The organism is Sulfuricurvum sp. (assembly GCF_022759005.1).
Classification (GTDB): domain Bacteria; phylum Campylobacterota; class Campylobacteria; order Campylobacterales; family Sulfurimonadaceae; genus Sulfuricurvum.
On record NZ_JAEMQA010000102.1, the window covers coordinates 1 to 5,144 of the forward strand.

Sequence of the window (5,144 nt, forward strand, 5' to 3'; positions counted from 1 at the left end):
ATCTTTTAAACAAGATGATATATTAGGTCGAAAGCCAGAGTACTTTAGAGCCATGGATAATAAACTGCGCCGCGATGGCTCCAACGACAAGCCCCATAATCCGAGTCAAGACCTTAAGACCTGTTACCCCTAAAACTTTAGTGAGTAAAATAGCATTTTTGAGAGTGATATAAACGATGAGTGTCGAAATTGTAACCGCGCATACTAGCAAAACGATTTCAATAAAATCGATACTATTTGTTTTAAAGATCATCAATGTAGAGATCACCCCTGGACCAAACAAGATTGGGATACCAATGGGAATAACCGATATATTTTCTTTATTGATAGTATCCTCGGACTCTTCAATCGAGTGATTGACATGCGCTATCTTTCCCTGAACCATATGAACGGACATTAGAAGTAAAACAATCCCACCAATAACCATGATGGAAGAAGTATTGATCCCGAAAAGTTCGAAAATGAGGTTTCCAAAAAAGACGGTCAATAATGAAGCTATCAGTACCGTTATTGCCGTTTTTCTTCCGATTATACCAGCATCTTCTTTCGTCAATCCAGAGGGTGATGAAGATATCATAATCGCCGCTGCCGCTACCGGATTAAGGATCGTGACCAATCCCACCGTCTCATGCAGTAGCGTTTGCACATAACCGAAATACAAAATATCCATATTCACTCTAAGTTCGATAATGCTGTAAAGCGTACATGTAAGAGTTACGCTCATACGCGGATGGGTTATCGGTGTGAAGCAATGAAATCGACCCTTTCATCTGTTCAATCGATTCATACTCGTGCTTCTCCATCCATTCAGTCATAGTGGTTAATATGTTTTGAATTTCACCCTCTCCTTTGATCAACAATACGGACGCCAGTGCCGCCGCATCGGCTCCGCTCATGATGGTTTTGAGTACGTCTTCGCCGCTGTGAATCCCCGTATTGGCACAAAGGCTACACGAGATTTTGTTGTACAAAATAGCGCACCATCGGAGGGTTTCGCTAAGGTTGTACGAGGAGGTGATATTCGCTTTTTGCAACGCGGTGAGGAGCTCCAAATCAACATCCGCCAAGGTCGGATTATCAAAAAGCGTTATCCCTCTCGCCCCCGCATTTACAAGCCGTTTTGCCATGTTGGCAGGATTCGAGAAGTAAGCGTTCATCTTCACATTAAGAGGGATAGTAAGATGCTGTGAGAGAGAAGCCACGGTATCGACATAGCGTTGCTCCACCTCGTCGCCTCTCATATCGATCGAAGTGGGGATGTAGGTGATGTTGAGTTCCAACGCATCCGCGCCCGCTTGTTCGATCTTTTTGGCATACGTTACCCAGCCTCCTGCGCTGACGCTATTGAGGCTTGCGATGAGGGGGAGTGCGACCGATTCTTTGATCCTGCGAATCTCTTCGAGATAATGATCCGCTTGGAGATTATCAAAATCGACCTCACTGGGCAGATACGTGGTCGCTTCGGCGTGTGAATGGCTGTGGATATGTAAAAAATGGTCAATCTGATGGATTTCGTGGGTAATCTCCTCTTCGAACAAAGAGTGCATAATCACGGCAGCGATACCGTTGTCTTCGAGCTTTTTGATACTCTCCAAGGATGCAGTGAGTGGCGAAGCACTCGCGATCAGGGGATTTTTAAGGTCAAATCCTAAAAACGTGGTTGAGAGTTGCATTATTCTTCCTCTTTGGTGGGCTGATAGTACGTATGAAGATTTTGGTAGCGTTCATAGAGCGATTGCGCGGTATGGGATGCGGTTTGAAGAAAGGTCGCTGCCGAATTGGGATTCATTTTTTCGACCATCTTAAAGCGGGTTTCACGGTACATAAAATCTTTGACATCGATTTTCGGCCCCTTGTAATCGAGGCTCATCGGATTCTCACCCTCTTTGATTTTGTCGGGATTAAATCGAAAAATTGGCCACAAACCGCTGTCAACGGCCCGTTTTTGCTGATCGAAACCGTAGCGTAAATCATAGCCGTGCGCTACACAGTGTGAATAAGCAATAATGATCGATGGTCCATCATACCGCTCGGCTTCGATGAAGGCTTTGATCGTCGCCGTATCGTTGGCTCCCATCGCGACTTTGGCGACGTAGACATTTTCATACGCGATGGCCATTGCTGCGAGGTCTTTGGGAAGTCCTGCTTTACCCCCTGCGGCGAATTTTGCCACCGCCCCCGTAAAGGTTGCTTTGGATTGCTGACCGCCGGTGTTCGAATAGACCTGCGTGTCCAGAACAAGAATGTTGACGTTTTTCCCGCTGGCGAGGACATGATCCAATCCTCCGTAGCCGATATCGTACGCCCAGCCATCACCACCCATGATCCAAACCGATTTTTTAACGAGATAATCGGCTAAATCAAGGAGCGTTTTCGCCTCCACGCTCTCCAAACGCTCCAATACGATCTTGAGCGCTTCGACCCGTTTACGTTGCGCGTTGATCTGTGTCTCCTCATGTTGATCGGCACTTAACAAATCTTCAACGAGATAAGGGTCAATCTGCTCTCTCAAATCCTCCAGCAACGAGCGTGCACGCTGTGTATGCGAATCAATAGCCAACCTAAATCCAAGTCCAAATTCGGCGTTATCTTCAAAAAGCGAATTCGACCAGGCAGGACCTCTCCCCTCATCATTTTTGCGCCACGGTGTCGTCGGCAGATTTCCCCCATAGATCGAACTGCATCCTGTCGCATTGGCAATGACCATCCGATCCCCGAAAAGCTGAGAAGCGAGTTTCACATACGGTGTCTCTCCGCAACCCGGACAGGCTCCGCTAAATTCAAACAGCGGTTCGAGAAACTGCGACTCTTTGAGATTCGCATGATCGAGCTTGGAGCGATCCATTTTCGGCAAGCTGAGGAAAAAATCCCACTGTTTGCTTCCCGATTCGCGCAAAGGGAGCTGCGGCATCATGTTAATCGCTTTGAGATTGGTTTGGGATTTGTTTTTCGCCGGACACACTTCAACACACAGTGCGCATCCGGTACAATCTTCGATCGAGACGGAGATGTTAAACACCTCGTTCTCTGCGAAATTTTTTCCCTTCGCCGCTTTAGCGATAAACCCTTCCGGAGCGTTAGCGAGGAGTGAAGCGTCAAAAACACTCGATCGGATCACCGAATGGGGACACGCCGAAACACATTTATTACACTGAATACAGGTGTCGGGATCCCACATCGGAACTTCCTGTGCGATGTTACGCTTCTCATACTGCGTTGTCCCAGTAGGCCAGGTGCCATCATCGGGCATTTGAGATACGGGTATCTCATCGCCTCTAAAAGCACTCATCTTTCCGATCACTTCACGAACGAACGGAGACATTACCCCTTTTAGAGCGCCTGTTAATTCCAAGTGGCTCTCACTGTGTGATGGCACCTCGATTTCATAGAGATTTTCGAGCGTCGCATCGACGGCGGCATAGTTTTTCTGGACGATCACGTCCCCTTTTGCGCCGTAGGTTTTTTGGATAGAGCCTTTGATCTTTGCCATCGCCTCTTCTTTGGGAAGAATTCCGCTAATGGCGAAAAAGCACGTCTGCATCACCGTATTGATCCGCCGTCCCATATTCGAGGCATGCGCTACCTTGTAAGCATCGATGGCATAAAATTTGAGCTTTTTAGAAATGATTCTCTCTTGAGTGATACGCGGCAGATGGTTCCAGACCTCTTCTTTGGGATACGGCGTGTTGAGCAGAAAAACTCCCCCCTCTTTGGCAATCTCTAAAAGGTCGAGTTTTTCGAGAAATACTGCCTGATGCACCGCAACAAAATCGGCTTTTTGGATCAGATACGTCGATTTGATCGGCTCTTTTCCAAACCGTAGATGCGATATGGTCATCGAACCCGATTTTTTGGAATCGTAAACGAAATACCCTTGGGCGTAATGATCGGTTTCGGTTCCGATGATTTTGATCGTATTTTTATTTGCCCCTACCGTTCCGTCCGATCCTAGACCGTAAAACACCGCTTGGAACTGATCAGGTTTTTCGAGAACAAAATCAGCGTCATACTCCAAAGAGGTGAACGTGACATCATCATTAATCCCAATAGTAAAGTGATTTTTTGGCTTTTGTTTCGACAGTTCGGCATAAATTCCCCAAATCATGGCAGGGGTAAACTCTTTGGAAGAGAGACCGTAGCGTCCTCCGATGATACGAGGCATCGAAAAAGGGAGTGATTCTCTGTGTTCAAACAACGTACACACCACATCATGATAGAGAGGTTCGCCGATGCTTCCGGGCTCTTTGGTGCGATCCAGCACCGCAATCGCTTCGACCGTAGTGGGAAGCGACGCGATAAACGCCTTCGCATCAAACGGGAGTGGTAGACGGACTTTGACCACCCCGACTTTTTCTCCTCGTGCGTTCAAAACGCCAACACTCTCCTCCACCGCTTCCGCGCCTGAACCCATCAAAACAATGATCCGCGTCGCATCAGGCTCTCCCACGTAATCGAACAAACGGTAGGTTCGTCCGCTCAACTTGGAAAAACGATCCATCTCCTCTTGGAGTATTTTTGGTAGCGCCTGATAGTAGCGGTTGACACTTTCACGACCCTGAAAATAGACATCTGGATTTTGCGCCGTACCGCGCAATACCGGATGATCAGGACTCAAAGCACGATTTCGGTGTGCCTTGACCAAATCGGTGTTGATCATTTCTTTGAGAACATCATCACTCAGCTTTTCTATCCGGCTCACCTCATGGGAGGTTCTAAAGCCGTCAAAAAAATGGAGAAACGGGATACGAGAACGCAAAGATGCCGCTTGAGAAATGAGGGCAAAATCATGTGCCTCTTGAACACAATTGGATGCCAACAGCGCAAAACCGGTCTGCCGAACCCCCATGACGTCCTGATGATCTCCGAATATCGAAAGTCCTTGTGCCGCCAGAGAGCGGGCAGCGACATGAAAGACGGTTGCATTGAGCTCTCCCGCAATCTTATACATATTGGGAATCATGAGCAACAACCCCTGCGAAGCGGTAAACGTGGTGGTCAATGCACCGCTTTGCAGCGATCCGTGAACCGTACCGCTTGCCCCACCTTCACTTTGCATTTCAAATACTTCAGGGACACTGCCAAAGATATTCTTTTGCCCCTTAGAACTGTAAAGATCACTAAACTCACCCATAACAGAAGAGGGA

Annotated in this window: 3 protein-coding genes; all 3 read right to left on the reverse strand. The window is 47.6% G+C overall.

Annotated features, from left to right (window positions below):
* Positions 1 to 22: 22 nt before the first annotated feature.
* Positions 23 to 670, reverse strand: coding sequence for a MarC family protein (locus JHC35_RS06765; protein WP_295043308.1), 648 nt, complete (start codon positions 668 to 670; stop codon positions 23 to 25).
* Between the two features lie 7 nt (positions 671 to 677).
* Positions 678 to 1,673, reverse strand: a complete 996-nt coding sequence (locus JHC35_RS06770) for a dihydroorotate dehydrogenase-like protein (RefSeq protein WP_295043311.1) — start codon at positions 1,671 to 1,673, stop codon at positions 678 to 680.
* Positions 1,673 to 5,144: pyruvate:ferredoxin (flavodoxin) oxidoreductase (gene nifJ, locus JHC35_RS06775; RefSeq protein WP_295043313.1), on the reverse strand; the 3,472-nt coding region annotated here is incomplete at its 5' end. The genes JHC35_RS06770 and nifJ, both read right to left, overlap by 1 nt.

Coding starts and splice junctions, on each gene's coding strand:
- JHC35_RS06765 (WP_295043308.1), bottom strand. CDS start 670: ATGGATATTTTGTATTTCGGTTATGTGCAAACGCTACTGCATGAGACG.
- JHC35_RS06770 (WP_295043311.1), bottom strand. CDS start 1,673: ATGCAACTCTCAACCACGTTTTTAGGATTTGACCTTAAAAATCCCCTG.